Annotated in this window: 24 protein-coding genes and 1 pseudogene; 10 read left to right on the top strand and 15 right to left on the bottom strand. The window is 71.7% G+C overall.

Features of this window, described 5'->3' with window-relative positions; genetic code table 11:
* The 9 genes and pseudogenes from ACTIFU_RS11305 to ACTIFU_RS11345 all read left to right on the top strand — a co-directional run.
* Positions 1 to 107 (top strand): annotated as a pseudogene (locus ACTIFU_RS11305) (IS110-like element ISMex17 family transposase); the annotation flags it as partial.
* 249 nt (positions 108 to 356) lie between these two features.
* Positions 357 to 932: a hypothetical protein gene (locus ACTIFU_RS11310; RefSeq protein WP_439578410.1), complete on the top strand. Its 576-nt coding sequence runs from the start codon at positions 357 to 359 to the stop codon at positions 930 to 932.
* 168 nt (positions 933 to 1,100) lie between these two features.
* Positions 1,101 to 3,581, top strand: a complete 2,481-nt coding sequence (locus ACTIFU_RS11315) for an NACHT domain-containing protein (RefSeq protein WP_439578411.1) — start codon at positions 1,101 to 1,103, stop codon at positions 3,579 to 3,581.
* Between the two features lie 256 nt (positions 3,582 to 3,837).
* Positions 3,838 to 4,362, top strand: a complete 525-nt coding sequence (locus tag ACTIFU_RS11320; RefSeq protein WP_439578412.1) for a prolyl-tRNA synthetase associated domain-containing protein — start codon at positions 3,838 to 3,840, stop codon at positions 4,360 to 4,362.
* 85 nt (positions 4,363 to 4,447) lie between these two features.
* Positions 4,448 to 5,374 carry a thioredoxin gene (gene trxA, locus ACTIFU_RS11325; protein WP_439578413.1) on the top strand — a complete coding sequence of 309 codons (927 nt, stop codon included), beginning with the start codon at positions 4,448 to 4,450 and terminating at the stop codon, positions 5,372 to 5,374.
* Positions 5,375 to 5,379: 5 nt separating this feature from the next.
* Positions 5,380 to 6,054: an LON peptidase substrate-binding domain-containing protein gene (locus ACTIFU_RS11330; RefSeq protein WP_439578414.1), complete on the top strand. Its 675-nt coding sequence runs from the start codon at positions 5,380 to 5,382 to the stop codon at positions 6,052 to 6,054.
* Between the two features lie 10 nt (positions 6,055 to 6,064).
* Positions 6,065 to 6,265, top strand: coding sequence for a Trm112 family protein (locus ACTIFU_RS11335; RefSeq protein ID WP_439578415.1), 201 nt, complete (start codon positions 6,065 to 6,067; stop codon positions 6,263 to 6,265).
* A complete protein-coding gene (locus ACTIFU_RS11340) occupies positions 6,265 to 6,654 on the top strand; it encodes a gamma-butyrobetaine hydroxylase-like domain-containing protein (protein WP_439578416.1) in 390 nt (129 codons plus the stop codon). The genes ACTIFU_RS11335 and ACTIFU_RS11340 overlap by 1 nt, the downstream gene beginning before the upstream one ends.
* Before the next feature lie 56 nt (positions 6,655 to 6,710).
* Positions 6,711 to 10,004 (top strand): DUF4384 domain-containing protein, encoded by a 3,294-nt coding sequence (locus tag ACTIFU_RS11345; RefSeq protein ID WP_439578417.1) that lies wholly within the window; start codon positions 6,711 to 6,713, stop codon positions 10,002 to 10,004.
* A gap of 6 nt (positions 10,005 to 10,010) precedes the next feature.
* Here the strand turns inward: ACTIFU_RS11345 and ACTIFU_RS11350 are convergent, their stop codons facing one another.
* The 15 genes from ACTIFU_RS11350 to rpsF all read right to left on the bottom strand — a co-directional run bounded on the left by ACTIFU_RS11350 (position 10,011) and on the right by rpsF (position 24,691).
* On the bottom strand, positions 10,011 to 10,844 hold the full coding sequence (locus ACTIFU_RS11350) for a carbohydrate ABC transporter permease (RefSeq protein ID WP_439578418.1): 834 nt from the start codon (positions 10,842 to 10,844) through the stop codon (positions 10,011 to 10,013).
* Positions 10,837 to 11,793, bottom strand: coding sequence for a carbohydrate ABC transporter permease (locus ACTIFU_RS11355; protein WP_439578419.1), 957 nt, complete (start codon positions 11,791 to 11,793; stop codon positions 10,837 to 10,839). The genes ACTIFU_RS11350 and ACTIFU_RS11355 overlap by 8 nt, the downstream gene beginning before the upstream one ends.
* Entirely contained in the window at positions 11,790 to 13,064 is a 1,275-nt protein-coding gene (locus ACTIFU_RS11360) for an ABC transporter substrate-binding protein (RefSeq protein ID WP_439578420.1), read from the bottom strand. Before ACTIFU_RS11360 ends, ACTIFU_RS11355 begins: the two co-directional genes overlap by 4 nt.
* Positions 13,061 to 13,846, bottom strand: coding sequence for a FadR/GntR family transcriptional regulator (locus tag ACTIFU_RS11365; RefSeq protein ID WP_439578421.1), 786 nt, complete (start codon positions 13,844 to 13,846; stop codon positions 13,061 to 13,063). Before ACTIFU_RS11365 ends, ACTIFU_RS11360 begins: the two co-directional genes overlap by 4 nt.
* Before the next feature lie 25 nt (positions 13,847 to 13,871).
* Complete coding sequence (locus tag ACTIFU_RS11370; RefSeq protein WP_439578422.1) at positions 13,872 to 14,747, bottom strand: TauD/TfdA dioxygenase family protein; 876 nt, start codon at positions 14,745 to 14,747, stop codon at positions 13,872 to 13,874.
* Positions 14,748 to 14,878: 131 nt separating this feature from the next.
* The gene (locus ACTIFU_RS11375; RefSeq protein ID WP_439578423.1) at positions 14,879 to 16,549 is read right to left on the bottom strand and encodes a leucine-rich repeat domain-containing protein; all 1,671 of its coding nucleotides are present in this window, start codon (positions 16,547 to 16,549) and stop codon (positions 14,879 to 14,881) included.
* A 96-nt stretch (positions 16,550 to 16,645) separates the two neighbouring features.
* Positions 16,646 to 17,419: an ABC transporter ATP-binding protein gene (locus ACTIFU_RS11380; protein WP_439578424.1), complete on the bottom strand. Its 774-nt coding sequence runs from the start codon at positions 17,417 to 17,419 to the stop codon at positions 16,646 to 16,648.
* Entirely contained in the window at positions 17,416 to 18,201 is a 786-nt protein-coding gene (locus ACTIFU_RS11385) for an MlaE family ABC transporter permease (protein WP_439578425.1), read from the bottom strand. Before ACTIFU_RS11385 ends, ACTIFU_RS11380 begins: the two co-directional genes overlap by 4 nt.
* Complete coding sequence (gene alr, locus ACTIFU_RS11390; RefSeq protein ID WP_439578426.1) at positions 18,198 to 19,289, bottom strand: alanine racemase; 1,092 nt, start codon at positions 19,287 to 19,289, stop codon at positions 18,198 to 18,200. The genes ACTIFU_RS11385 and alr overlap by 4 nt, the downstream gene beginning before the upstream one ends.
* A 110-nt stretch (positions 19,290 to 19,399) precedes the next feature.
* The gene (locus tag ACTIFU_RS11395) at positions 19,400 to 20,932 is read right to left on the bottom strand and encodes a replicative DNA helicase (protein ID WP_439578427.1); all 1,533 of its coding nucleotides are present in this window, start codon (positions 20,930 to 20,932) and stop codon (positions 19,400 to 19,402) included.
* Positions 20,933 to 21,003: 71 nt separating this feature from the next.
* Positions 21,004 to 22,254, bottom strand: coding sequence for a class I SAM-dependent methyltransferase (locus tag ACTIFU_RS11400; protein ID WP_439578433.1), 1,251 nt, complete (start codon positions 22,252 to 22,254; stop codon positions 21,004 to 21,006).
* A gap of 120 nt (positions 22,255 to 22,374) precedes the next feature.
* Positions 22,375 to 22,944, bottom strand: coding sequence for a 50S ribosomal protein L9 (gene rplI, locus ACTIFU_RS11405; protein ID WP_439578428.1), 570 nt, complete (start codon positions 22,942 to 22,944; stop codon positions 22,375 to 22,377).
* A gap of 1 nt (position 22,945) precedes the next feature.
* A complete protein-coding gene (locus tag ACTIFU_RS11410) occupies positions 22,946 to 23,878 on the bottom strand; it encodes a hypothetical protein (RefSeq protein ID WP_439578429.1) in 933 nt (310 codons plus the stop codon).
* Between the two features lie 63 nt (positions 23,879 to 23,941).
* Positions 23,942 to 24,223 (bottom strand): 30S ribosomal protein S18, encoded by a 282-nt coding sequence (rpsR, locus tag ACTIFU_RS11415; RefSeq protein ID WP_439578430.1) that lies wholly within the window; start codon positions 24,221 to 24,223, stop codon positions 23,942 to 23,944.
* A 3-nt stretch (positions 24,224 to 24,226) separates the two neighbouring features.
* Complete coding sequence (gene rpsF, locus ACTIFU_RS11420; protein ID WP_439578431.1) at positions 24,227 to 24,691, bottom strand: 30S ribosomal protein S6; 465 nt, start codon at positions 24,689 to 24,691, stop codon at positions 24,227 to 24,229.
* Positions 24,692 to 24,905: 214 nt separating this feature from the next.
* Here rpsF and fabD point away from each other — a divergent pair, with 214 nt between their 5' ends.
* The gene (gene fabD, locus ACTIFU_RS11425) at positions 24,906 to 25,850 is read left to right on the top strand and encodes an ACP S-malonyltransferase (RefSeq protein ID WP_439578432.1); all 945 of its coding nucleotides are present in this window, start codon (positions 24,906 to 24,908) and stop codon (positions 25,848 to 25,850) included.
* Positions 25,851 to 25,942 lie beyond the last annotated feature (92 nt).

Raw genomic sequence — 25,942 nt, forward strand, 5'->3', positions numbered from 1 at the left:
GCGACGCAGGAAAGCCAAGAATGGTCGCCCTCATCGCGGTCGCCCGCAAACTCCTCACCATCCTCAACGCCATCCTCAGGGATCGACGCCCGTGGCAAAACGCTTGACCATCAAGACAGTCGCTTTCCCCCACGGTTTGTTTTGGCCGCGAAGCGGTGGACGCTTACCCTGGCGCTGGTGTTCTTCCACGTGAGCCGCGCTGGCGAGGCGTGGGTTGCCATCCTGGTCCAGGACCGGTTCAGCCAATGATCCGCGCAGTCCCACGCGAGATTGCGAATGCTCCCCGGCGGCCTCGGTTCCCAGGCGGGAACCGTTTGGGTTACGGTTGCGATACTGTGCGCATCCGGGAGGGCGGGATGGATCAGGCGGCGGTGTTGCTGGGCGCATTGCGCGCGAAGGCGCGGCTGGGCGCGGCGAGGCTTTCGGCGGCTGAGGTCGAGGCTTTGGCGGACGCGGCCGGGATCGACGCGGCCGCGCTGCCGGCGTTGGTCACGCGGCTGGCGGAGGCCAACGCGGTGCGGCTCGTCTGGGGTGGCGGCGTGGAGGTGCTGCCGGAGCCGGAGGCGCCGGCGGGGAGTGTGGTGATCGACGCGCGGGGCGCGCAGTTCGGCGCCGGCGCGACGCTGGGCGGGCACGGCACCACCGGGGCGACGATCACCCTCAGCGCAGGGATCACGGCGGGCGAACTGGCGGCCGTGCTGCACGAACTCCGCGCGGTGCAGGCGGGGCTGACGGGTGACACCGCCGAGAGCGCGAAGGCGGCGGAGGCGGCGCTGCGCGACCGCCCACCGCCGGACGCGCCGGACGACGAGAAGCGCGGCTGGGCCAAGCGGGTGATGGACGCACTCACCACGCTGCTGAGCCGCGCCCCGCAGGTGAAGGCGGTGGTCGATCTGGCGGAGAAGGCGCTGAAGCCGTTCCTCGCCGCCTGACGATCCATGGAGTTCTTTCCGCTCACCCTGGGCCTGCCGAAGCCACGGCCGATCCGGCGCGAGGGGGACCATGCCGACGAGTGGCGGCACCGGACGCGCGACGAGGATGCGTGGCGCGAGTCGCTGAGCGCGCCACCGGAGGAGGTCGAGGAGTTCGCCGAGGCGGCTATGCTGGCGCTGCTGCGCGCGGCGCTGCCCGACCGCCCCTGGGTGATCCTGGGCGAGCCGGGGGCCGGCAAGAGCTGGCTGCTGGAGCACTGGCACGCGAGCTGGCTGCGCGGCCTGGGGGCGACGCGTCTGGGCATGGCCGTGCCGGTGCTGGTCCGGCTGCGCGAGCTTGCCCCGGAGACGATGCGCGGGAAGCCCGAGGCCGTGGCGGATCGCCTGTGGGACCACGCGCTGGCGGCCGGTCAGGCCGTGGCGAAGGGATGCGCATCGGCGTCGGTGCTTGATCGGCCGGGGCGGCTGGTCACGCCGGTCTGGCTGCTGGACGGGCTGGACGAGGTCTCCGGCCACCCGGGCGACGCCGCGCTGTGGGATACGATCGGCGCGCTGCCGGGCGCGGTGGCGCTGACCTGCCGCACCGCCGTATTCCAGCAGGTGCAGCGCGAGGTCGCCGGCCGGCACACGCCGCCGTGGCGCATCCTCGACCTCAAGCCGGGCGACGAGCAGACGGCGTATCTGCGCCTTGCGTTGGACGCGGACGGGAAGGACCCAGCGCGCGCGCCCGCTCTGATCCGCGCTCTGGACGCGAACGCCGCGCTGCGACCCCTGGCCGCCAGCCCGCTGCTGCTGTCGCTGGTGGCGGAGGTCTGCGACACCTTGACGCTGCCAGCGAACCGCGCCGCATTCTACACTGAGGCGACGCGCACGCTCTGGCAGCGCAAGCTGGCCGGCCGGGCGGAGCGGGCGCTGACGGCGGAGCGCGACGCTGCGCTTGCGGCGCTCGCGGAAACGACGGGCGTGGCCCGCATCGAGGCGGACGAAACCGCGCTGGTGCAGGCCGCGATCACCGGCCCGCTGCGCGAGGCGCTGCGCGTCAGCGGACTGCTGACCTTCGACGAGCGGCGCGAGCGCGTCGCGTTCCCGCACCTGACGTTCCAGGAATTCCACCTTGCGCGCGCGTGGCTCGGCCGGCCCCTGCGAGACGTTCTGGACGCGCACTGGGCCGATCTGCGCGCGGAGGAAGCACTGGGGCTGTTGCTCGCGCTGCACGACGCTGCTAGTCGCCGTGCGGAGGTCGAGGCGGTCCTTCAAGCGTTCGTCTCGGACTGGCGCGCGCGGCACCGAGCCGACCCATCGGTGCTCTGGCGGATTGGCCGCAGCCCGATGCGGGTCGCGCTGCGGCTGCTCGCGCGGGCCGGCATCGTGCTCACCGATCCGCTGCTGGGAGCGTCTGGCGCGCCGGCCATGGTTCGCATCGCCATTGCCAGGATGGCGGGCATCGCACCCGCCGCCCTCACGTCCCTCGCCTTGGATGCGAACTCAGACGTGCGCCAGAGCGTCGCATGGAACACGGCTACGTCGCTCCAGACCCTCGCTATCCTCGTCAATGATACAGATGCAGAAGTGCGATGGCGCGCGACGCACAAAATGGCACGGATGCCCGACACTGTCGCCGCCTTCGCCGAAGACGAAGACGCAGAGGTGCGACGGGGCGTCGCGGGGAACACCGCTGCGCCGGCCGAAACCCTCGCTGCCCTAGCCACGGATGCGGATGCAGAGGTGCGACGGCGCGTCGCGGGGAACCCAGCGACGCCTCCGGAGACCCTCGCCGCCCTCGCCAAGGATGCAAACGCAGACGTTCGATCGAGCGCCGGTGAAAATACCGGAACGCCGCCTGAAACTCTCGCCACCCTCACCAAGGACAACCAAGCGCACGTGAGAGGGGCCATCGCCCAGAATGCGGCGACGACGCTTGAAGCGCTCGCCGCCCTCGCCGAGGACAATGAGGTATATGTGCGATGGAGGGTCGCGCAGAACACGGCAACACCGCCGAAGACCCTCGCGACCTTGGCCAAGGATGCGAGCGCAGACGTACGACGGGGCGTCGCGGAGAACGCGACGATGTCACCCGACACCCTCGCCGTCCTCGCAAAGGACGCGGTCGCAGACGTACGACAGAGCGTCGCGAGGAACGGGGCGACGACGCCCGGCACCCTCGCCGCCCTCGCCAACGACGCGCACCCAGACGTGCGATGGCGCGTCGCGCTGAACCCGGCGACGCCATCCGGCACCCTCTCCGCGCTCGCCAAGGATGCAGATGCATACGTACGGGAGTGCGTCGCGTGGAATAGGGCAACGCCGCCCGAGACGCTTGCCGCCCTCGCCGAGGATGCGGACGCAGACGTGCGAAAGTGCGTCGCGTGGAATAGAGCAACGCCGCCCGAGACGCTTGCCGCCCTTGCCGAGGATGCGGACGCAGAGGTGCGAAGGTGTGTCGCCTCGAACCCTGCGACACCACCCGACGCCCTTGGCGACCTCGCCTTGGATGCGCACGGGGACGTGCGAAGGTGTGTCGCGGAGAACCCGGCGACGCCACCAGACGCCCTCGGCGCCCTCGCCAAGGACGCGGACGCATTCGTGCGACGGCGCTTCGCGGCGAACCAGTCCACTCTTCTCGAAGACCTTTACGCTGCGGAGGACTGACGCGGCGCCGTCTTCGCGCGCGCGCTCTCCGCGCCCCACAAGAAAACACAAGAAAACCCGTGGGGGACCACGCTGGTCCCCCACACCCCCTGCACGACCCACGCCCAATCCTGACGCAGCACGCCACTACACTCCGCGCGCCACCCCCCTTCGTGGCCCCCTCGCCCCGCTGCGCGGCCGGATAAAGCGATAAAGTCGTAAAGTCGTAAAGTGTCGCCCCGTTGCCGCCCGCGCCTGGACGCCCTATCCCCGCCCCATGCCGCTCACGCCTCAGGACCTGCTCGACCGCCTCGCCGAACTCGGCATCGACCAGACCACCCACTGGCACCCACCCGTGTTCACGGTCGAGCAGACGAAGGACCTGCGCCTCCACGAGACCATCCCGGGCGCGCACGTGAAGAACCTGTTCCTCAAGGACAAGGAAGGCACGTTCCGCCTCGTCACCATGCTGGAGCACCGGCGCGTTCCCGTCGGCGCGCTCGCCCGCGCGCTCGGCGTCCCGCGGATGTCCTTCGCCTCGGCCGAGGAACTGACCGCGCTCCTCGGCGTGATCCCCGGCGCCGTCACCCCCTTCGCGCTGATCAACGACCCTGGGCACCGGGTCGCGTTCGTGCTCGACGAGGCGCTGCTCTCCGGCCGCTACGCCCGCATCAACGCCCACCCGCTGACCAACGAGGCGACCACCTCGGTCACGCCGGAGGGGTTCCGCGCCTTCCTCGCCGCCACCGGGCACACGCCGCGCCTGGTCGCCCTCGACGCGCTGGATACCGCCGCCGCCTGAGCCGGGCTTGTTCACGCCCCGGGCGGGGTCATGTTATGGGCGGGCGGACACCCCCAGCGACGCGAACAGAGGCGCCCGAAAGGCCATGGAAATCATCTTCGACCCCCAGAAGGGCGGAACCGGCGACGCGGCCGCACCCGACCCGGTGACCGAGACGACCGAGGCGTCCTTCGTCGCCGACGTGATCCAGGCGAGCCGCGAGATCCCGGTGATCGTCGACTTCTGGGCGACCTGGTGCGGGCCGTGCAAGCAGCTCACCCCGATCCTGGAACGCGTGGTGCGCGGGGCGGGCGGGCGCGTGCGGCTGGTGAAGGTCGATATCGACAAGAACCAGCGGCTTGCCGCGCAGCTCCGCATCCAGTCGGTGCCGACGGTCTATGCCTTCTACCAGGGCCAGCCGGTGGACGGATTCCAGGGCGCGCTCCCCGAGAGCCAGGTGAAGCAGTGGGTCGAACGGCTGGTGCAGATGGCGGGCGGGACGATGCCGACCGCCGACCTGCTCGCCGCCGCGAAGGAGGCGGCTGGCGAAGGCAACCATGAGGAAGCGGCCGAGATCCTCCAGGCCCTCGTCCAGCAGGAGCCCGAGAACGCCGAGGCGATCGGCCTCTATGGCCGCGCGCTGATCGCCCTCGGCCGCACCGACGAGGCCAAGGCGCTGGTCGCGACGCTCCCCGCGAACGTCGAGAGCCACGCCGAGATCCAGGGCGTGAAGGCCGCGCTGGAAGTCGCCGAGCAGGGGCGCGAGGCGCAGGGCCAGATCGCGGCACTCCAGGCCCGGCTGGCCGCCAATGCCGACGACCACCAGGCGCGCTTCGACTACGCAGTCGCCCTGAACGCGATCGGCAAGCGCGAGGAGGCGGCCGAGCAGCTGCTCCAGATCCTCCGCCGCGACCGCAAATGGAACGACGAGGCCGCGCGGCTGCAGCTTCTGAAGTTCTTCGAGGCGTGGGGGCTGACCGACGACGTCACGGTGGCCGCGCGCCGTCGCCTCTCCACCCTGCTGTTCAGCTGAGCGTCGTGACGACCGCCTCCGCCTGGCACCCCGCCTTCGAGGACCTGCCCGGCGAGATCGCGGTCTTCCCGCTGACCGGCGCGCTGCTGCTGCCGCAGGGTCGGCTGCCGCTCAACATCTTCGAGCCGCGCTACCTGGCGATGACGCTGGATGCGCTCGCCGAGGGGCGGATGTTCGGCATGATCCAGCCCAACGCGACGGAGAAGCCGGCACCGAACGGCCCCGGCCTGTTCCGGGTCGGCTGCCTCGGCCGGCTCTCCTCGTTCAGCGAGACCGAGGATGGGCGGCTGCTGATCACGCTGACCGGGATCATCCGCTTCCGGGTGGCGGCCGAGCTGGCGCTGCGGCGCGGGTACCGGCGGGTGCGGGCCGACTACACGGACTTCGCCGACGACCTCGACCTGGAGGTCAGGCCCGCGCTCGACCGCGAGCGGCTGGAGCAGGCGCTGCGCGCCTATTTCCGCGCCAAGGGGATCGACGCCAACTGGCAGGCGGTGAAGGAGACGCCGGATGCGGCGCTGGTGACCACGCTCTGCATGATCTGCCCGTTCGATCCGCGCGAGAAGCAGGCGCTGCTCGAGGCGGCCACGCTCGATGAGCGCGCCGGGATGCTGCTCGCCCTGATCGAGATGGGCGCGCATGGCGGCCCGGGCCCCGAGCCGGGCCAGCCCCTGTCCTGAAGGCTGCATCATGACCGAGGTCGATCCCCGCCTGCTTGAGATCCTGGTCTGCCCCGTGACCAAGGGGCCGCTGCGCTACGACCGCGAGCGCGGCGAGCTGGTCAGCGAGCGCGCCGGGCTCGCCTACCCGATCCGCGACGGCATCCCGATCATGCTGCCCGACGAGGCGCGTCCGATCGAGGTGCCGGCCGGGCCGTCGAAGGTGGGCTGATGCCCGCCCCGGTCGAGATCCGCGCCTCCAGGGCCGACCGCACGCTGACCGTCACCTTCGACGACGGCGCCCGGTTCGTGTTGCCGGCGGAGTATCTGCGCGTCGAAAGCCCCTCGGCCGAGGTGCAGGGCCACGCGCCCGACCAGAAGGTGCTGGTCTGGGGCCGCGCGCATGTCGGTATCCTGAAGGTCGAGCCGGTCGGCAACTACGCGGTGCGGATCGTGTTCGACGACCTGCACGACACCGGCATCTACTCCTGGGACTACCTGCACCAGCTCGGCCGCGAGTACGCGACGCGCTGGGCCCGCTACCTCGAGGAGCTCGCCGCCCAGGGCAAGTCGCGCGAGCCGCGCAGGGTGGTGAAGGCGACGGAGCCCGGGCAGGGATAGCGCGCTTCCCGCCGGCCCCGCCCCCGGATTACCCTCGCGCCGGGGAGGACGGGGAGATGCGCACGGTCAGGCTGGTCCTCGTGGGGTTCGTCGCGGCGCTGGTCGCCGCGTCCGGTGTGCTGCTGGTCGCGCCGAGCCTGATGTCGGAGGCGCGGCTGCGCGCAACCGCGGGCGGGCTGATCGGCGGCGCGTTCGACCAGCCCGCGACGGTCGCGGGACCGGTCCGGCTGAGCCTGCTGCCCGTGCCGCGCCTGGTCGCCGAGGATCTGCGCGTCGGCGCGCCCGGCAGCGCCGGGGGTGGGCTCGCGGCGGTGCGGCTCACAGGAGCGCTCGATCCGCTGGCCCTGCTCACGGGCGCGTTCCGCTTCACCGAGCTCGCGCTGGACCGTGCGGCGCTGTCGCTGACGCTCACCGAGCGCGGCGTGCTGGCCGGGCCCCTGCCGCGCCGCGTCGAGGCCGCCGGGCGGATGGTGCTGTCCGACGCAACCCTGCACCTGACTGACGCCGCCACCGGCCAGACCGCGACCCTCACCGGCCTTGCCGCAACGCTCCGCCCGGCCGCCGAGGGTGGCCCGGCGGAGTTGTCCGTCACGGTGGCCGATCCGGCGCTCGCCGGGTCCTTCGCAGGGCGGCTGAGCGCCGCCGGCGCCGAGGGCCGGATCACCCTGCGCACCGCCGAGCTCGACGGCACCGGCCGGCTCGCGGTCCGGGCTGGACAGGTCACGCTCGATCAGGCCCGCGTCCGCCTCGGCGGGAGCACGCTCACCGCGACCCTCGCCGCCCAGGCCGGCGGGGCGCGCCCCGTCCTGTCCGGGCGGCTGACGGCCGACCGGCTCGACCTCGGCGCCGTGTTCGACCGGCTCGCCGCCGCGCCGGGACACGCGCTGCTGCGCCGGCTCGACGCGGGCCTCGCCCTGGAGGCCGAGACGGTGGTGCTCGGCGGGCTGACCGCCGGCCCGACCGCGGTGGAGCTGGGCCTCACCGACGGGCGGCTGAGTGCCGCGCTGCGCGAGCTCGGGCTCTATGGCGGGAGGCTGGTGGGCCGGCTCAGCTTCGTCCCCGGCGAGGGCGGGCCCCGCCTCGACACCGCCTTCGACCTGCGCGACGTCGCGATCGGCCCGCTGATGGCCGAGGCCACCGGGCTCGCCGGCCTGACTGGCACGGCGCGCGGCGATCTCGCGCTGGTCGCGCGGGGCGTCACGGCTGCAGACCTGCTCGCGAGCCTCGATGGCACTGGCCGGCTGGTGGTGGAGAACGCGGCGCTGCGCGGCGGGGCGATCGACGGGGCACGCATTGCGCTGACCCTGGCCGGCCGCGACCGGCCGCTGCTGATCGAGAGCGGGCTCCGGCTGAACGGCCGGCCGGTGGATGTCGTCGCGCGCGTCGGGCCGGCGGGGCGGCTCGTCAGCGGAGGCGCCCTCGCCAGCGAGGCCGAGCTGACGCTCGGCGGCGCGCGGCTCCATCTCGTCGCCGACCAGACGCCACGGCCCTTCGCCGCGCGCGGGCGGCTGCGCTTCGAGACGCGCGACCTCGCCGACTTCCTCGCCTGGCTCGGCGTGGACGCGACCGCCTCTGCGGAGCTCGCCGCGCCTGCGCGGGTGGATGGCCAGCTCGCGGTGGCCGGACGCAGCCTGGAGCTGGACGATGCGCGGTTCGAGCTGGCCGGCGGCACGGCGATCGGCCGCCTCCAGGTGGACCGGTCCGGCGCGCGCCCGCGCCTGACCGCCGCACTCGCGACCGAGGCCGCCGATCTCCGCCGCATCCTCGAGGTGGCGACCTCCGGCGCCGGCCAGGTGCTGCGCGCGCTCGACGGTGCGCTGGACCTCGCCGCGGAGCAGGCCTCGTACGGCGCGCTCGGCTTCGGGCGCACCGCGCTCGCGGCGCGGCTGGAGGGGGGCGTGCTGTCGGCCGAGGCACGCGAGGTCGCGCTCGCCGGCGGCCGCGCCGGCGTGACGCTGCGGCTCGACGCCACGGAGGCGTCCGCCTTCGCCGCCACGGCGGCACTCGACCTCGCCGGGGCGGACGCGGCGACGCTGTTTCGCGGCCTGACCGGGCAGGACCTCGATGCGCTGGCGGGGCCGGTCAGCGGCCAGCTCGCGCTCTCGCTGCGCGGGGCGAACCTGCGCGAGGCCGCGCTCGACGTCGCGGCCGACCTGACGGTCAGCGTCGGGCAGCTGAGCCTGCCGGGATTCGATGCGGTGCCGGTCGAGACGCTGCGGCTCGGGCTCGACCGGCTGGACGCGCCGGCCTCCATCGCGGGGCAGGGCACGTGGCGCGACGACCGGATCGCGATCGACGGGCGGATCGGCAACCCGCGCGCGGCACTCGCCGGCGGCGACGCCGAGATCGAGCTGAGCCTGCAAGGGCGGCGCTTCGCCGCGCGCTACGACGGCACGGTGACCAGCCCGCTGACGCCGCCGGCCGCCGTGCCCGACCCCGCGCCGGTGCCGGCGCCGCCGCCGGCCGTGGCCATGCCCGCGCCGGTCGCCGCGGTGCCGCCGCGGCTGGTGCTGCTCGCCCCAGGCGGCGAGGTGCGCGCCGGACGGCCGCTGATCCTGTCGGTCACGCCGGGCCGCGACGGCCATCTCGCCTGCTTCTACCAGACCGTCGCCGGACAGGTGATGCGGGTGTTTCCGAACCCAGGGCGACCGGATTCGGCGGTGACGGCCGGCCGCGAGCTGCGCATCCCCGACGCCGCCATGGGGTTCGAGATCGTGCCCGAGACGGGCGGGGCGGCCGTGCGCTTCGCCTGCGCGCAGGCCGGCGCGAGCGTGGTCGATCAGCTCCCGCCGCGGCTGCGCGCCGCGCTCGAGCCGCTGGGCGAGTCGATCGAGGCCGTGCTCGCGTCGCTGCCCGGCGCCGAGTCCGAAACGGTCTCCGCCGAGATCGCGGCCGCGCCGGTGGCGACGCGCACGCTCGCCCGGCCATCCGCGCCGCGCCTGACCACCGACCGCGGCGATGCGCCCGCGCAGGTCGGCGTGCCACTGGTGCTGCGCGCGACCGTGGCGGAGGACGGGCATCTCGTCTGCTTCTGGCGCTTCGGCGACGGCTCGCTGGTGCGCGTGCTGCCGAACGCGCATGCGCCGGACGCGGCGGTGACCGCCGGCCGCACGGTCGAGATTCCCGCCTCAGGCTGGCCGTTCCAGATCGTGCCGGAGACGCCCAACGTGGAGGAGCAGGTCGTGTGCCTGTTCGGCCGCGCGCCGGTGCTGCCGCTGCTGCCGGACGATCTCGCGTCCGTCGATCTCGCACCGCTGCCCGATCCGGATGTGGACCGGCTGCTCGCGCGCGCCGCGGCGATCGAGGGTGTCAGCGCCGCGCGGCTCGCGATCCGCGTTGTGCCGCGCTGAGCCCCGCTACCCCTTCACCGCGCCGACCGTCAGCCCCGTCACCACGTAGCGCTGCGCGGCGAGCACGCAGAGCAGCACCGGCGCGAGCTGGATCGTCGCCGCGGCGAACAGCACGCCCCAGTCCACACCCTCGATCGTGCTCAGCATCTCGCTCATCACCAGCGGCGCCGTGCGCGCATGGCGGGTGGTGAACACGAGCGCGAACACGAACTCGTTCCACGCGAACACGGCGACGAACAGCCCCGCCGCCATGGCGCCGTTGCCGACCAGCGGCAGCACCACGCGCCAGAGGATCTGGCGCAGCCCCGCGCCGTCCACGACGGCCGCCTCCTCGAGCTCGCGCGGCACCTGCTGCACGAAGGCGCGCATGATCCAGCTGCCCAGGCTGACGAAGAACGCCGAGTAGAGCAGGATCAGCACGAGATGCGTGTCGGAGAGGCGCAGCCACGAGAACAGCGGGAACAGCGGCAGCGTCACCACGATCGGCGGGATCATCCGCACCACCACCATGAAGAACGCCGAGGCGATCAGCAGCCGCCCGGCATAGCGCGCATAGACGTAGCCCGCGAAGGTCGCGAAGGTGACCGTCACCACCGTCGCGCCGACGGTGATGATCAGGCTGTTCAGCATGTCGGGGAAGAAGGACGGCCAGTCGCGCAGCAGCCGTTCGTAGTTGTCGAGCGTGGGCGCGAAGATCAGCGAGGGCGGGATGCGGAAGATGTCGCGCTGCGGGCGGAACGACGACAGCACGACCAGCGCGATCGGGAACACCGACCAGGCGATGGCGAGCGCGGCCGCGCCGAGCCGCCACGTCTTGCCGAGCGTGCCGGGGCTACGCATGGCGCATCTTCCGCCACGCCACGATCAGATAGGGTGAGGCGACCGCGAGTGAGAGCAGCGCCATCGCGAGTGCGGTCGCCGAGGCGAGGCCGAACTCGTGGTAGCGGAATGCGTTGCGGTAGAGATAGACCGCGAGCACCTCGGTCATGCGCGCCGGTCCGCCCTCGGTCAGCAGCCAGATCTCGCTGAACAGCCGCATCGCGGTGATGTAGCGGAACAGCAGCGCGACCAGCACCGCGGGCAGGATGAACGGCACGGTGACGTGCCGGAACACCTGCCAGGCACTCGCGCCATCCACTGTCGCCGCCTCCACCTGGTCGCGCGGCACGCCAAGCAGCGCGGCGTACAGGATCAGGAAGGTGAACGGCGTGTGCGACCAGATGCCGAGCAGCGAGGCGAGCAGCAGCGCGTCGGTCGGATCGACCGACCAGTCGAGCTGGCCGATCCCGCTCCGCACCAGCAGCCACGAGATCATGCCGATATCGGGCTCGAGCACGTAGCGCCACATCGCCACCACCGAGACCTCGTTGATCGCGTAGGGCGCGATCAGCAGGGCGATGAAGGTCTTGCGGAACGGCATCCAGCCGGCGGCGAGCAGCGCCAGGCCGAGCCCCAGCAGCAGCTCGCCATAGACGACGACGTTGACGACCAGGAACGTGTTCCACGCCGCGCGCCAGAACGCCCGATCGGCGATCAGCGCGGCCCAGTTGTCGAGCCCGACGAATTCGGTCGGCGCGCCGAAGGTCACGCGCTGAAGGCTCATCCAGCCGACATAGATCGAGGGCAGCAGGATCAGCCCGAGCAGCAGAAGCTGCGCCGGCGCGAGCAGCGCCCATTGCGCCGGGCCGGGCTGCGTCGAGCCGAACCCGCGCCTGCGGCGGCGGGCGGGCGCCGCCGCCGCAAGAAGGGGACGGGCGGCCGTTGCGGCGTGGCCGTCCGCCGGACTCATGCCTGGGGCAGCAGCGGCTCGATCCGGGCCTTGGCGGAGCGCATCGCCGCGAGCGGTTCGGCCTGGCCGATCAGCGCGCGCTGCACCTCCTCCATCATGATGTCCATCGCCTTGCCGGCCTCGGCGAAGCCGGGCAGCGTCAGGCCGGCGATCGGCAGCACCTTCCGCTCCAGATCGGCATAGGGCACACGCGCCCGCACGCGCGGATCGTCATAGGCGCTCATCCGCACGGGGCCGTTGCCGTTCAGCGCGGCACGGATCGTGCTTTCTTTCGAGGAGATCTCGCGGATCAGCTCCCAGGCGAGCTCCTTGTTCGGCGAGTTGCGCGGGATCGCCATCGCCCAGACGGAGGTCTTCGCCGGCACGAGCGCGCCGCGGCCGCCGGCCTTCTCCATCATCGGCAGCGTCGTGACCTTGATCTCGCCGGGGAAACGGCTCTGTTGCGGGTGGTTGTAGTTCACCAGCCGGCCGAAGGGCTGGTTGGTCAGCGCGGCGCGGCCCTGCTGCATCGCGGTGATCACCTCCTCGGTCTTGAAGGTCATCACGTTGCGCGGCAGCACGCCCTTGCGGAACCAGTCGCGCAGCAGCGTGACCGCGGCGACGGCGGGCGGTTCATCGGCGACGAAGCGGTAGTCGCGGGTGATGAAGTCGCCGCCATGGGCACGGATGATGTCCACGGTCGAGGACGGGTCGTCCATCGAGAGCGCGTAGCCGGCGACGCGCGTGCCGTCAGCGCGCGCATAGGTGAGCTGCTCGGCGAGCGCGATGATCTCCTCGAAGGTCTCGGGTGCGCGGGTGGCGTTGCGCTCGCGCATCAGCGCCTCGTTGTAGAAGAACCCGTGCGTGGCGTGGCGGAACGGGATGCCGATCAGCCGTCCGCCATAGGTGTGCGCGGCGACCATCGAGGGTGAGATCTCGTCGAACGCCTCGATCGGTGCCGCGTCCATGTAGGGGCGCAGGTCCTCGAACAGGGTGGCGATGTGCGGCCCGCCGTAGCGCTCGAGCAGGAACGCCATGTCCACCGCGCCCTGCGCGAGCTGGGCCTCGCGGTAGAGCCGCTCGTGCACGGCCTCGACGCCGAAGGTCAGCCACTCGATCTCGCGGTTGTGGCGCGCGCGCCAGGCGGCGGTCGAGTCGCCGCCGCGCTCGCCGGTCACGACGTTGCGGTGCACGGCATGGCTCATGATGGAAAAGCGTGCGGTCTGCGCGCGCAGCGCAGGGGCGGCGAGGGCGGCGGCAGCCCCCGCGAGAATGGCCCGGCGTGTCGTCATGGCGTCTGCTCCCTGATGGCGCCGGGTTGCTCCCGGCCTGTGGCGGAGATCGGCGCGGCAGCGAGCCGCGCCGGATGGCGGTGGAACACGAAGCGGCGTGCCGCGAGGATGTGCGCGCGCATCTCGGCCGCGGCGCGTTCCGCCTCGCGCCGGCGGATCGCCTCGAGGATCGCGCGGTGCTCGTCGAGGATCACCTGGTTGCGCGCGCCCGGATCGGTGTGGCCGGCGTGGCGCACTTCCAGCGGGCCGAGCCCGATCAGGTTCGGCAGCGCGTCGATCGCGGCGACGTGGAAGGCGTTCTCGGTCGCGCGCGCGATCGCGCGGTGGAAGCGGAAGTTGATGTCGCCGGAGAGCTCGGTGGCGCCGAGGCGGGCCATCTCCTCGGCCTCGGCGAGTGCCGCCGCGATCGCGCCCAGGCTCGCCGGCGTGTGGCGCGCGGCCGCGAGCGAGGCGGTCTCGGCCTCGAGGGCGGCGCGGAACTCGTAGTACTGCTCGATGTCGCCGATCGTGCGGACCAGCGGGAAGGCGAGCCCGCCCGGCTCGGGGCCTTTCAGCACGACCGTGCCCGAGCCCTTGAGCGAGCGCACATAGCCGCCCTCGCGCAGGATCGCGAGGGCGGCGCGCACGACCGGGCGCGAGACGCCGAAGCGGCGGCAGAGCGCGAACTCGGTCGGCAGGCGGCAGTCGCGCGGGAACTCGCCGCGGTCGATCAGCCGGCGCAGCTGCTCGGCCACGCGCTCGGCGAGCGTCGGCTTCGCGCGCGGCGCCGCGTCGGCCGCCATTGGTCTGGCCCCGGAACGGATACCCTCAGAACGGACGCTCGCCGAGCGTGGTGAGGCGGTGCATGCGCCGCCTTCCCTGTCCGGTGAAGGCGTCGCGCCGATGCATGGTGCAGCGATTGTCCCAGACGATGAGGTCGCCCAGGCGCCATTCCTGGGTCCAGGTGTGCTCGGGTAGCGCTGCGTAGGACCACAGCTCGTCAAGCAGCGCCTCGCTCTTCTCCAGGGTCAGCCCGGGGATGTAGGCGCCGAAGCGGCGGCCGAGGAACAGCGCCTGCCGACCGGTGTCTGGGTGGGTGCGCACGAGCGGATGGATCGGCCCCGGCATCTCGCGCACATCCTCGGTCTCGATGTCCTTGTAGCCGGGGCGGCGGCCGCCCTGGGCGTTGTGGCTCGCCTGGTGCTTGCAGGTCAGTCGCGCGATGCGGGCGCGCGTCGTCTCCGGCAGGGCCTCGAGCGCGGCATACATATTTGCAAAGCTGGTGTTGCCGCCGATGGGCGGCACCTCGCGCGCGAGCAGCATGGTGTGCGCCGAGGGCTCGTCAGTGAAGGCGAGGTCGGTATGCCAGTGCAGCTCGCCGTCGCCGTGCTCGCCGATCGGCTTGCCGTCTTCCGTGACGTTGCTGATGATCGTCACGTTCGGCGCGTCCTGGAGGTAGACCGGGCGCGAGCGCGTGAAGTCCGGCGAGGGCTTGAGCGTGCCGAATTTCTTGCCGAAATTCTCGAACTCGGCGTCGGTGATGTCGGTGTCGCGGATGCGGATCACCAGGTGGTCGAGCAGCGCGCGGCGGACCGTGGCGATCTCGGCCGCGCTGGCACGGGCGGGATCGAAGCCCTCGATGGTCGCGCCGAGCGCGGCCCCGGTGGGCACGACGGCGAAGGCAGTCTTCTCGGCAACCAGCATGGCTCCCTCCCTGGGCAGATTTGTTCAAAGGATAGGGCATGCGTTGACAGATATGTCAAGCGCGAAGGCGGGCGGGAGCCGCACGACTATCCGCAGCAGCCGCACTTTGGCGGCTCTCCGAACCGGTAGCCCTACCCTGGCGTGTCGTTCCGGTTGCGGGCCTTGATCCAATCAAGTGAGCGGTTGATCCAGGCGAACCACTCGCCTTGCCGCGCGAGGCGTCGGAGCTCTGGCTCGAAGCTGAGACAGAAGTCGCGCGCGCGTCGCAGCGTCGCGACGAAACGCATCGCGTCCGCGTCGCTCAGCTTGTCCAGATGTCGAGTGAGCAGATTCCTGGACGCCTCGAATGGCTTGGACTTTCGGATGGCATCGCCGACGAAGAGACCGGCCGCCGCACCGGCAAATCCACCGACGGTGCCGGCGACAAGCCCGCCGATCACCGGAAGGGCGGACGCCGAGGCCCCGGCCAGCAGCACGATCGTGACGTTGCGTACCGCACCACCGGCGACGATCCCGCTCCGCGCGACGTTGGGGCCCGCGCCGGCGGCATCGGCAGCTTCACTGAGCGCCGCCGCGGCGGCGGGTCGGATGATCTCCGGGTGTTCCCGCAGCGCATCCGCGAAGGCCCTCGTCGCCGCACGGAACTTGCGTTCCTCGTCTGGCCGGCGTCGATAGCGCTGCTCCTCGGCGATCGCCTCGTTGCCCTCGCGCGTCGCCAGGATGAACGGACCATGCACCGCAAGCAGCGACTCCGCCGCCTCCTGCGCGTCGGGGGCTAGCGGCGGAAGGTCATCGGAGGCGATCGCCGCATCTGCTGCCGCCTTGGCGTTCGCCAACCGGACGCCGCGCACATAGAGCTGCGCGGAAACGATCGCCTCCAGCGGCTGGTCGATCAGGGTCTGATAGGCCTCCGCCGCCGCCAGCAGCACGGAGTGCGGTCGGTTCCCCTCGCGAAGCGCGGCGACAACTGCTCGCGCGAGCTCCTGCAACTCAGGGTGCAGGCTGCGCAGCCGACGAAGGTTGTTTCCCTCGCGGTCAAGGTCCTCCGGCGGCGCGAGGTCGATCAGCCCTTTCTGATTCAGGACGAAATGCAATCCAACGCCGGGTGCGGGTAGCGGTGGCGGTTCGTGCGCCGCCTCGCGCTTCGGTCCACGCAATGGCTCATCAATCAGTGTTGCTGGATCTAGCTGTCCGCGTAGCCACGCGAGCACATTGCGTGTCGCGGCCGGTTGACCCTCGCGAATCAAGGCAGGATAGGGCGCCGGAAGGGGGTTCTTCTCGACATTAAGGCCGCCGGCTCTTGGCCTAGCCTCGGCCGCATCCTCAAGGGTATGCAGGCCACCCATCTCCGCAGGCAGCGCGGTTAGCCGGTTTCTGGAGAGAATGAGGGTTTGAAGTGCGCGGAGCTTGCCGATTTCTGGCGGCATCGTCGTCAACCGATTCCCGGCGAGAATCAGGCTTTGCAGAGCAGTAAGCTGGCCGATTTCGCCCGGCAGGTTGGTCAGCCGGCTTCCGGCGACAGCGAGGCTCTGCAGCGCTTTGAGTTGGCCGATCTCAGGTGGCAATGTCGTTAGCTCATTCCCTGAGAGATTGAGGTGTTGCAGCCCCGTGAGTTTGCCAATCTCTGGAGGCAGCGTGATCAACCGGTTTCCGGAAAGATCGAGGTCGCGCAGCGCAGTGAGACGGCCAATCTGCCGAGGCAACGTGGTCAGGCCGAGGCCCCTGAGGTCTAGGGAGGGTGCGCCGTGTGTGCGTGCATCCCGAACCCTCTCCTGCGCTTGCCGTGCTCCGTTGTCGGGCATCGAATCCGCGGTTCTGGCTCCGTTACTCGAGCTGCTACTGCCACTCACCTTCATGGCGACACAGACATAAGTCCAGGAACTGGCCGCGACCGGCCCCTATTTCCGCACCTCCATCCGGATCGGCCCCTCGCTCGATCCGCGCACGAACTGCTCGACATAAGGGTTGCCGCTCTCGCGGATCGCGTCGGCCGGTCCCTGCCAGATGATCCTGCCGCCATGGATCATCGCCACCGTGTCGCCGATGCGCTGGGCCGAGGCCATGTCGTGCGTGATCGAGAACGCGGTCGCGCCGAGCCGCTTCACCTGCTCGACGATCAGCGCGTCGATGATCGCGCCCATGATCGGATCGAGCCCCGTGGTGGGCTCGTCGAAGAACATGATGTCGGGCCGTGCGGCGATCGCGCGCGCGAGGGCGACGCGCTTCTGCATCCCGCCCGAGAGCTCCGACGGCGAGAGGTCGGCGACATCCGCGCCGAGCCCCACCTGGGCAAGGATCTCCACCGCGCGCGGCTTCGCCTCACGCCGCGTCATCATCCGCCGCGCGAGCAGGCCGAAGGCGACGTTCTCCCAAACCGGCAGCGAATCGAACAGCGCGCCCTGCTGGAACAGCATGCCGATATGCGCGTTCACCGCCTCGCGCTCGGTGCGCGACATCGCGAGAACGTTGCGCCCGTCGATCTCGATCGTGCCCGCGTCCGGCTCGATCAGGCCAAGCACACACTTGATCAGCACCGACTTGCCCGAGCCCGACCCGCCGATCACGACGAGGCCGCGCCCGGCCGGCACGTCCAGGTCCAGCGCGTCGAGCACGCGCTTCGGCCCGAACGCCTTGGACAGCCCGCGGATGCGGATCTTCGGCGGCGTGCTCATCGCGCGAAGAACAACTCCGTGATGACGTAGTTGAAGGTCAGGATCAGGATCGAGGCGGACACCACCGCATTCGTGGTCGCAGCACCCACGCCCTGCGCGCCACCCTTCGAGTGGTAGCCCTGGTAGCAGCCCATCAGCGCAATGATGAACCCGAACACCGCCGCCTTGACGAGGCCCGAGATCACGTCCTGGACCTCCAGGAACTCCCAGGTGCGCGCCATGTAGGTGCCGGGGTGGAAGTCGAGCTTCAGCACGCCGACCGTGAATCCCCCCAGCACGCCGAGGATGTCGGCGACGAGCACCAGCATCGGCAGCACCAGCGTGGCGGCGACGATCCGCGGCACCACGAGATACTTCATCGGGTTGGTCGAGAGGGTGGTGAGCGCGTCGATCTGATCCGTCACGCGCATGGTGCCGAGCTCGGCCGCGATCGCAGCCCCGATCCGTCCGGCCACCATCAGCCCCGCGAGTACGGGGCCGAGCTCGCGCGTGATCGACAGCACCACCACCGTCGCGACCGCCCCCTCGGCCGAGAAGCGCGCGAAGCCGGTGTAGGACTGCAGCGCCAGCACCATGCCGGAGAAGATCGCCGTCAGCGCCACCACCGGCAGCGAGAAGTAGCCGATGTCGATCATCTGCCGCAGGAGCAGGCGCGGATAGAAGGGCGGGCGCACCATGTGGCTGAGCGCCACCGCGGCAAACAGCGTCACGGCGCCGGCGGCCGACAGCACGCTGAACAGGCCGCGCCCGATCGCGGCGAGACCATCGAGGGCGGCGGTCACGCGACGCCGTGATAGCGCCGGCGATACCGCGCCCCGAGCGAGGTCAGGATCTCGTAGGCATTCGTGCCCGCCCGCTCCGCCACCACGTCGGGTGGCAGGTCCGGCCCGATCAGGCGGATGAACCCGCCTGTGGCGGCCTCTGGCGCGTCGGTCACGTCGAAGGTGAGGAGATCCATCGAAACCCGGCCTGCAAGCGGCACCTGGCGGCCGCCGACGATGCCCACGCCGCGGCCCGAGAGGCTCCGTAGATAGCCATCGGCGTAGCCCGCTGCAACCGTTGCGATGCGCGACGGCCGGGTCGCCACCCACGTGGAGTTGTAGCCGACGCTCTCGCCCGCCTCGATCTCGCGGAGCTGGAGGATGCGCGCATCGAGCGCAACCGCCGTGCGCATCGGGTTCTCGGCGCCCGGGGTGGGATTGATGCCGTAGAGCGCCGCTCCGGGGCGGGCCAGATCGGAGGCCGCGAACGCACCGAGGAAGATCCCCGAGGAGTTGGCGACCGAACTCGGCGCCGGGGGCAGCAACGCGCGCAGCCGATCGAAGCGGGCGACCTGCTCGCGGTTCAGCGGGTTCGCGGCCTCCTCGCTGGCGACGAAATGGGTCATCACGAAACGGAGGTCGAGCGCGTCCAGCGCCGCCCGGTCCTGCGCCAGAAGCTCGAGCTCGCGCCGGCCGAGGCCAAGCCTGTTCATTCCCGTATCGATCTGGAGGATCGCCGGCAGGCGCACGCCGCGCGCCGCGGCGTGCGCCGCCCAGCGCGCGACCGCGCCAAGCTCGTTCAGCACCGGCACGATCCCGGCCTCGGCCGCCGCGGCCTCGTTGCCCGCGACCAGACCGTGCAGCACCGCGAGCATCACCGCGCGCGGGACGGTGTCGCGCAGCGCCAGCGCCTCGTCGAACTCGGCCACGAAGACGTGGCGCGCGCCCTCGGCGAGCAGTCGCCGCGTCACCGGGATCGCGCCGAGCCCGTAGGCATCGGCCTTCACCACCGCCGCGACCGGGCCGGAGGGATGGCTGATGGCAAGGGCGCGCCAGTTCGCCGCGATCGCGTCGAGATCGATCGTGAGGACGGCGCTGGGTTCAGGCATGCCGAACACCCTCACCCTGGCCCTCTCCCGCTGGCGTGGCAGAGGGGACGCTGCGCCGCCGCCGGGTGCCTTCTCCCGCGTGCGGAAGAGCGTCAGGGTGAGGGCCGGCCTCAATCCGCGTCATGCGCGCCGTGGTGACGATCGAGATTGGCGAAGCGGGTGAACTCGGCCTCGAAGAACAGGTCGATCTTGCCGGTCGGCCCGTGGCGCTGCTTGGCGAGGTTCAGCTCGGCGACGTTGTGCACGCGCTCCATGTCGGCGATCCACTTCGCGTGCGCCTCGTCGAACTTCGCCTGGTTGTCGTAGGTCATCAGCTTGGGCTCGCGCTGCGCGAGGTAGTACTCGTCACGGTACAGGAACATCACCACATCGGCGTCCTGCTCGATCGTTCCCGATTCGCGCAGATCCGAGAGCTGCGGGCGCTTGTCCTCGCGGTTCTCGACCGCGCGCGAGAGCTGGCTGAGCGCCAGCACCGGCACCGCGAGCTCCTTGGCGATCGCCTTCAGCCCCTGGGTGATCTGGCTGATCTCGAGCACGCGGTTCTCCGGCCGGGTGCCGGGGGCGGGGCGCAGCAGCTGGAGATAGTCCACCACCACGAGGCCGAGCCCCTGGGTGCGCTTCAGCCGCCGGCAGCGGGTGCGCAGCGCGCTGATCGACAGCGCCGGCGTGTCGTCGATCATGATCGGCAGCGCGGCGATGCGGCGTGAGCACTCGACGAAGCGCTCGAAGTCGCGATCGGCGATCTCGCCGCGCCGGATGCGGTCGGCCGAGACGCGCACCTCCTCGGCGAGCAGGCGCGTGGCGAGCTGCTCCGCGCTCATCTCGAGCGAGAAGAACGCGACCGCCGGCGGGACCTTGCCGAGCCCGGCCAGGCGCGCCTCGTCGGCGAGGGCGCGTGCCGCGCCGAAGGCCATGCAGGTCGCGAGCGAGGTCTTGCCCATGCCCGGGCGGCCCGCGAGGATGATCAGGTCCGAGGGATGGAGCCCGCCGAGCTTCGCGTCGAGGTCGCGCAGCGCCGTGGCGAGCCCCGAGACATGGCCCGCGCGCTTGAACGCACGCTCGGCCCCGTCGACCGCGAGCGCGAGCGCACGCTCGAAGCTGACGAAGCCGCCATCGGCCGAGCCGCGTGCGGCAAGATCGAACAGCGCCTGCTCGGCGGCCTCGATCTGCTGCGGCGCATCGAGCCCCTCGGAATCGCCGAAGGCGCGGTTCACCACCTCCTCGCCGATATCGACCAGCTGGCGCCGCAGGTAGCAGTGATGGACGACCCGGCCGTACTCGCCGGCATTCACCGCCCCGACGGTCCCGCTGACGAGCTGGGCGAGATACGCCGTGCCGCCGACCTCCTCGAGCAGGCCGTCGTTCTCCAGGTCGGACTTCAGCATCACCGCATTGGCGAGCTGGTTGCGCTCGATGCGCCGCGCGATCGCGGCGAAGATCCGCCCGTGCACCGGATCGGCGAAGTGCTCCGCGGCGAGGAACTCCGAGACGCGCTCATACGCCTTGTTGTTGGACAGCAGCGCGCCGAGCAGCGCCTGTTCGGCCTCGAGGTTCTGCGGCGGGTTGCGCAGCGCGAGGCCCAGCAGCGCATCGCCTGGCGCGGACTCGCGCGCACGCGTCGCGGATATCGTGCTGGACGGCATTGCTCAGACGTCTCCCCTTGCGGCGGCGGGGAGCATACCGCGTGCGCCGGGACGCGGGAGGGAAGAAGGACTCACAGCCCTGTGGAAACCGGGGATGCCGCGCGCCGCGAAGCTGCGGCCTCGGTCTCGGCGATGTAGTCGCGTGTCAGCGGCACCACGTCCTGGCGATGGGCGAGCTGCGCCTGCCAGACGAAATGGCCCTGATGGCGGAACGCGAGCTCGCAGGCGACCAGATAGAACTCCCACATGCGGCAGAACCGCTCGTCGTAGATCGCGGCGATCGCATCGCGGTTGCGCGCGAAGCGCTCGCGCCAGTGCCGGATGGTCTCGACGTAGTGCAGCCGCAGCGTCTCGAGATCGGTGAGCAGCAGCCGCGAGCGCTCGATCGACGGCAGCACCTCGGAGAGCGCGGGCGAGTAGCCGCCCGGGAAGATGTACTTGCGCAGCCAGGCGTTGGTGATGCCCGGACCCTCGGGCCGGCCGATCGCGTGGATCAGCGCCACGCCGTCGGGCGCAAGGCAGCGCGCCACGACGCGGAAGAACGCATCGTATTGCGGCACGCCGACGTGCTCGAACATGCCGACCGAGACGATGCGGTCGAAGGTCTCGGTGACCTCGCGGTAGTCCTGCAGGCGGAAGCGCACGCGTTCGGCGAGGCCCTCGGCGGCGGCGCGCGCGGTCGCCTCGCGATGCTGTTCCGCCGAGAGCGTGATGCCGGTGACGTCGGCGCCGAACTCGCGCGCGAGGGTCAGCGCAAGGCCGCCCCAGCCCGAGCCGATGTCGAGCACGCTGAGGCCCGGGCGCGTCAGCACGAGCTTCGCCGCGATGTGGCGCTTCTTCGCGACCTGCGCCTCCTCGAGCGTCTCGTCGCCGCGCGGGAAATAGGCGCAGGAGTACTGGCGGTCGCGGTCGAGGAACAGGCTGTAGAGGCGCCCGGAGAGGTCGTAGTGGTGCGCGACATTGTGCCGCGCGCGCCCGACCGGATTCGCCTGCTGCAGCCGGCGCAGCCAGGTGCTGACGCGCTCGATCGTGCGCATCGCCGGGTGGCCGCCGCCGCGCTCGAGATTGAGCATCAGCAGGTCGAGCAGGTCGTAGAGCGTCCCGTCCTCGACGGTGAACGCGCCGTCCATCCAGGCCTCGCCGAAGCGGAGCCCCGGATTCAGCGCGATCCGGGTCGGCGCCGCGCCGTCATGGACGCGGATGCAAGCCTGCGGACCCGGCATCCGCCCCGCATAGGCCGTGCGCGATCCGTCCGGCCAGACCACGGTCAGCCGGCCGAGCACGATCACGCGTCTGAGCAGGGTGTCGAGCAGCCGCATCAGCCCCTCTGCCTACCGCCCGGCAAGCGCGGCGCGGTCCGGCGCGCGGTCCGGGATCGACTCGACACATGATACGCCCGCGCGCCGGTCGCGGCCAAGCGCGCGGCAGCAGCGTGGGGGCGCTCAGACCTCGGGCTGCTCGCCCGTCCCGGCGGGCTCCGCGCCGGGCTCGAACAGCTGCTCGGCGAGCAGCGCCTCCTCCTCGACACCGCGCACGGTCTCGCCGCGCGCCTGGCGCTCGGCCTCCTCGGCCGTGCGCGCGACGTTCGCGGTGACCAGGATGATCACCTCCGGGTGCAGCATGACGCGCACCTGATGCAGTCCGAGCGTCTTGATCGGCGTGTCGAGCAGCACCTGCTGGCGCGTGATCGAGAGCCCGCTGCCGGTCGCGGCATCAGCGACGTCGCGCGCCGAGACCGAACCGTAGAGCTGCCCGCCCTCGCCCGCCTGGCGCAGCATCACCACCGCGAGGCCGGTCACGCGCTCGGCGACCCGTTCGGCCTCCTCGCGGCGCTTGAGGTTCTGCGCCTCGAGCTGCGCACGCTCGGTCTCGAAGCGCGCGAGGTTCTCCTTGGTCGCGCGGATCGCCTTCTTGCCGGGCAGCAGGAAGTTGCGGGCATAGCCCGGCTTGACCTTCACCACCTCGCCCATCTGGCCGAGCTTCTCGACCCGCTGCAGCAGGATCACGTCCATCTCAGTCCTCCGGGGGCGTGAGCCCCGTGCCAGGGCGCGGCGGCCCGCCGCGCAGTTTGAGGAAATGCTCGGCCACGCCGAGCCCCGCGAGGCCGACCCCCACGGGAACCGTGAACAGAACGAGCGCGACGTAGAGCGGCCCCAGCATCAGCGGCCGGCCCGGCCGGCCCTGGCTGACCACGTGCACCACCGCGAGGCCCTGGAGCGCGAGCGGAACGGCAAGCATCATCGCCGCCGAGCGCACCGCGAAACCCGCCCCGCCCGGCACCACCAGCGCCGCCACCACCACGCCGGCCGCGAGCTTCCAGTACCAGCCCGGCAGCAGTGCCATCGACCAGCGCGCCGGCGCGGCGATCAGCAGGCCCCGCCGCTCGACCATGCGTTGCGCGATCGAGGCGTTCATCGCCATCACCACGCCGAACCAGAGCGCGAAGGCGAGCGGCTTGATGCGCACCATCATGGCCGCGAAGTCCTCGCCGCCCACCTCCGACGGCGCGCCCATCCGCGTGAGCGCCTGCTCCACGACCGCATGCAGCACGCCCGAGAACCCGCCCGGCTGACCGGCAAACGCAAGCTCCGCGGCCAGCAGCATCGCCGCTGGCCAGAGTGCGAGCATCGCGAAGGGAACCGCGAGCGCGAGCGGCGCGCCCGGCGTCGCCGGCAGCGCCAGTCGCAGCAGCAGCACCGCCGGCATCGCGAACAGCAGCACCCAGGCGATGGTGCCCGGCACTCCGCCGGAGACCGCAGCCACCAGCGCACCCGCCATCACCGCCTGCGCCGCCGCCGGCCAGCCGAAGGCGAGCCCCGCGGCGAACAGCGGGAACGGCGAGAACCAGAACAGCACGGTGCCGAACGGCAGGCCGCGCAGCGCGGCCAGCGCCAGCAGCGCGGAGACCAGCCCCGCCGCCAGCGTTGCCGTGGTGCGCAGCGTCATTGCGTCCGCCGTCCGTGCTCATGGTCCATGCCCACGACCGGCCGATCCGGCCGCGGCCACGCGTCAGGTGTTGATGAGGTAGGGCAGCAGGGCGAGGAAGCGCGCACGCTTGATCGCGACCGCGAGCGCGCGCTGCTTCTTCGCCGACACCGCCGTGATGCGCGAGGGAACGATCTTGCCGCGCTCGCTGATGTAGCGCGAGAGCAGCTTCACGTCCTTGTAGTCGATCGCCGGCGCGTTCGGCCCGCTGAACGGGCAGGACTTGCGGCGGCGGTAGAACGGCCGGCGTGCGCCGACGGCGGTGCGGCGGCCTGCCGGGGCGATGGTCTCGGTGCTGTCGGTCATGGCTCAGTCTCCGGTGGTCTCGCGCGCGGGCCGGTCGCCCCGGTCGCCCCGGTCGGGCCGGTCGCCCCGGTCGGGGCGGTCGCCGCGCGGCGGCCGCGGCCCGCGATCGCCGAACCGGCCGGAGCGCTCGCCGCGCTCCTCGCGCCCGCCGCGGGTCATGATCGCCGACTGCCCCTCCTCCAGCGCCTCGACCCGCACGGTGAGGAAGCGGAGGATGTCCTCGTTCAGCCTGAGCTGACGCTCCATCTCGGTCAGCGCCGGCGGCGGCGCGTCGATGTTCATCAGCAGGTAGTGGCCCTTGCGGTTCTTCTTGATCCGGTAGGCGAGGTTGCGCAGGCCCCAGTATTCCTTCTTGCCCACGCTGCCGCCGCCCTCGCCGATCACCGCGGCCATCTGGTCGGCCAGCCCCTCGACCTGCTGGGGCGTGACGTCGCTGCGCGCGATCAGCACGCATTCATAGAGTGGCATCTCGGTCCCTCCGGCTTCTCTCAGTCCCGCCGCCGGGACGATCCCGATCGGTCAGACGGACATAGCCGGCCGCGTGCCGCGCGGCCGGCAGGGAACCGGCGGGTTATACGCATCGGCGCGGCGGGCGCAAGGACGGGCGCCGATTTCTTGACAGCCCCGTCCCCGCCGCATACCACCGCCGGCCTTCCCGGAAACGCCAGAGAAAGCTCCTGTCATGCCCGTCCGTGCCTTCGTGTTTCCCGGCCAGGGCAGCCAGGCGGTCGGCATGGGGCGCGAGCTCGCCGCCGCCTTCGCCCCCGCCCGCGAGGTGTTCGAGGAGGTGGACGAGGCGCTGAAGCAGAAGCTCTCGGCCCTGATGTTCGAGGGCCCGGCCGAGGCGCTGACGCTCACCGCCAATGCCCAGCCCGCGCTGATGGCGATGAGCCTCGCGGTGGTGCGGGTGATCGAGCACGAGGCCCGCGTGCCGATCGACACGGCGGCGATCCTGGTGGCCGGACATTCGCTCGGCGAGTACTCGGCGCTCGCTGCCGCGGGGGCGTTCGACGTCGCCGCGGCGGCGTGGCTGCTGCGCCTGCGCGGCGAGGCGATGCAGCAGGCGGTGGCACCCGGCGTCGGTGCCATGGCGGCCCTGCTCGGCGTGGAGCTCGACCAGGCGCGGGCGATCTGCGCCGAGGCAGCCCAGGGCGAGGTGGTGGAGGTCGCGAACGACAACGGCGGCGGCCAGGTTGTGATCAGCGGGGCTGCCGCGGCGGTGGAGCGCGCGATCGCGCTCGCCAAGGCGAAGGGGGTGAGGCGGGCGCTGCCCCTGTCGGTCTCCGCACCCTTCCACTGCGCGCTGATGGCGCCGGCCGCGGACGCGATGGCCAAGGCGCTGGCCGCCCAGCCGCCGCGCCCGCCGCTGGTGCCGGTGGTGGCGAACGTCACCGCCCGGCCGGTGAGCGACCCGGTGGAGATCCGCGACCTGCTGGTGCAGCAGGTCACAGCGGCGGTGCGCTGGCGCGAGAGCGTGGCGGCGATGCGGGCCGAGGGCGTGGATACGGTCGTGGAACTCGGCGCCGGCAAGGTGCTGGCGGGTCTGGTGAAGCGGATCGACCCGGACCTCGCGGCGAGCTCGGTCGGCACCCCGGCCGAGATCGAGGCGTTCCTGAAGACGGTGTGACGGTTCTGCCCTCACCCTGACCCTCTCCCGCGTGCGGGAGAGGGAACCCGGTGTCGCCGCAGGGTCCCCTCTCCCCCGCCAGGGGGTGAGGG

Source organism: Elioraea sp., assembly GCF_051860475.1.
In the GTDB taxonomy this organism is placed as follows: Bacteria; Pseudomonadota; Alphaproteobacteria; order Acetobacterales; family Acetobacteraceae; genus Elioraea.